The sequence below is a fragment of the Bacteroidota bacterium genome (assembly GCA_030706565.1).
Lineage (GTDB): Bacteria > Bacteroidota > Bacteroidia > Bacteroidales > JAUZOH01 > JAUZOH01.
The window spans coordinates 1-2,711 of sequence record JAUZOH010000473.1 but is presented as its reverse complement, the minus strand read 5'-3'; the positions used below and the strand labels follow the sequence as shown (position 1 = coordinate 2,711).

Genomic DNA, 2,711 nt, shown 5'->3' with positions numbered 1-2,711 from the left:
GATTATTATCCAATATCCCGGCCATTGGAACAGCCATGCTCGGCATTTTCACCGGCCAGTTTCTCCGGATGAATAATGAAAAATGGACAAAGCTTCGTAAAAGCCTATACATCGGATTAGCAGGAATTATACTATTAGGTTTCGGTGCATTATGGAACCTGGTTTTCCCGATTAACAAAAATTTGTGGACAAGTTCATTTGTCCTCTATGCAGGGGGGTGGAGCCTGATTCTGCTTTTTATATTCTACTTTATTATCGATGTAATGAACTATAAAAAATGGAGCATGCCTTTCGTTTGGATAGGAATGAATTCCATTTTAATATATATGGCTGCTCATGGGATTATCAATTTTTCATCGACTGCTTCATTTCTATTCAACGGATTAATTCAATTCAGTCCTGCAGCCTGGCAACCCGTTTGGTTGGGAACAGGAATACTGCTGATTCAACTGGCCTTATTATATTTTTTATATCTAAAAAAATGGTTTCTGAAAGTATAATTAAATAAAAAACTATTCAATAAAAATCATGAATATAAACCTGAAAGTAATTCTAACCTTTATCTTAATCAGCTTTTTCGCTGGGGTAAACGCCCAACTGAACACAAAAGCTGCGGAAAATCTGATAAAACGTATCCTCCCGAATCATGCGGCACAATTTGTAATAAAACCTTTAAATAATGAGAATGGGAAAGATACCTTTCAAATAGAAAGCAGGAACAATAAAATTGTTTTGTCGGGCAATAATGGAGTAAGTATTGCCTCTGCTTTTTATTATTACCTCAATGAGGTTTGTCACTGCCAGATTACATGGAATGGAGTTAATCTTCATCTTCCCGCCACCCTTCCTGCTGTTCATTCAAAAATCAGAAAGGCTTCCCCCTATAAATACAGGTATTACTTAAATTATTGTACCTTCAATTACAGCATGAGCTGGTGGAATTGGGACAGATGGGAAAAAGAAATTGACTGGATGGCTTTGCACGGAATAAATATGCCGCTGGCTATCACCGGAGAAGAATATATCTGGCATGAAGTTTACAAAAAATTAGGATTCAAAGACAGCGAGCTGGATTCATTTTTCTGCGGCCCAGCATATTTCTCCTGGTTCTGGATGGGAAACCTGGACAGTTGGGGAGGGCCTTTATCCTTTACCTGGATGAAAAACCAGAAAGATTTGCAACAAAAAATCTTACAACGGGAACGGGAATTGGGGATGAAACCTGTTCTGCCGGCTTTTACCGGGCATGTGCCTGCTTCATTTATAAAACATTTTCCCAATGCCAGATTAAAACAGACAAACTGGCATAACGGTTTTGCCGACACTTATATTCTTGATCCTGAGGATACGATATTTACGTACATAGGTAAAAAATTCCTGGAAAAGCAAACCGAAGTTTTTGGTACGGATCATCTTTATTCATCGGATACATTCAATGAGAACAGGCCACCCTCAAACGATTCTACTTCTCTGGCCAACCTTAGTGCCCGGGTATATCAGGGAATGGAAAAAGCCGATCCCAAAGCCGTTTGGGTCATGCAGGGCTGGTTATTTTATAATGACCGTAATTTCTGGAAAGCCCCGCAGGTAAGTGCTTTGCTAAATGCAGTTCCAAATGATCGTATGATCATCCTTGACCTTTTTGCCGAAATGCAACCTATGTGGAAAAAAACCAATGCTTTTTATGGTAAACCGTGGATATGGAACATGCTCAATAATTTTGGCGGAAATGTCAACATGTTCGGTTGTTTGGAAAATGTTGCAAATGAACCGGCCAAGGCTTTGAACAATCCGGCCTCCGGGAAAATGGCAGGTATAGGCCTCACCATGGAAGCCATTGAACAAAATCCGGTTTTGTACGAACTAATGACGGCTAATACCTGGACAAATAAACCAATAGACCTTGATAATTGGTTGAAATCATATATCCACAACCGTTATGGCAATATCAACCCAAATACGATAAAAGCATGGCAAATTTTAAAAGAAACAGCTTACAATGGCAAAGTAATTAGAGACGGTTCAGAATCAATTATTACCGGCCGGCCAACGTTTGATTCTTTAGCCCGCTGTACCAATACACGGCTTAATTACCCCTCTGCCCAATTATTGCCAGCCTGGGATCATTTAATGGAAGCCATTGAAACCTGTAAAAACAGGGACGGATTTCAATTTGATCTAGTGGACGTCACCCGTCAGGTACTTGCAAATTATGCATTGCCATTGCAAAAGAAATGGGTTAATGCTTACAGGCAGAAAAATATTGCTGAGTTTGATAAATACAGTTCAAAATTCCTGGAATTAATTGATGACATGGACAAATTAGTTGCCACCAGGAAAGATTTTTTACTGGGCCGATGGATAGCAAGTGCTAAGAGCCGTGCTACAAACCAACAGGAAAAAACCTTATACGAACGCAATGCCCGCGACCTCATCACCTTATGGGGAAATATGAATTCTCCTTTAAACGAATATTCATGCAGACAGTGGAGCGGATTATTAAGCGATTTTTACAAGGTCCGTTGGCAGAAATTTTTCCAGAAAGCTAAACAAGCCCTTTTATCCGGCCAGGAAATGAATACTGTTGAATTTCAAAAAGAAATAAAGAACTGGGAATGGAACTGGGTAAACAGTCAAAAAGATTATCCTGTAAAACCATCCGGCGATTGCATAAAAACGGTGCAAGCATTATATAAAAAATACAGGAAAAT

The 2,711-nt window shown here is 39.4% G+C and carries 2 protein-coding genes; both read left to right on the top strand.

Going from position 1 to position 2,711, the window contains the following annotated elements:
* Positions 1-500 (top strand): DUF5009 domain-containing protein (locus Q8907_15690; GenBank protein MDP4275713.1); only part of this gene is annotated, 500 nt, incomplete at its 5' end.
* 28 nt (positions 501-528) lie between these two features.
* The coding region (locus tag Q8907_15685; GenBank protein ID MDP4275712.1) for an alpha-N-acetylglucosaminidase at positions 529-2,711 on the top strand (2,183 nt) is incomplete at its 3' end.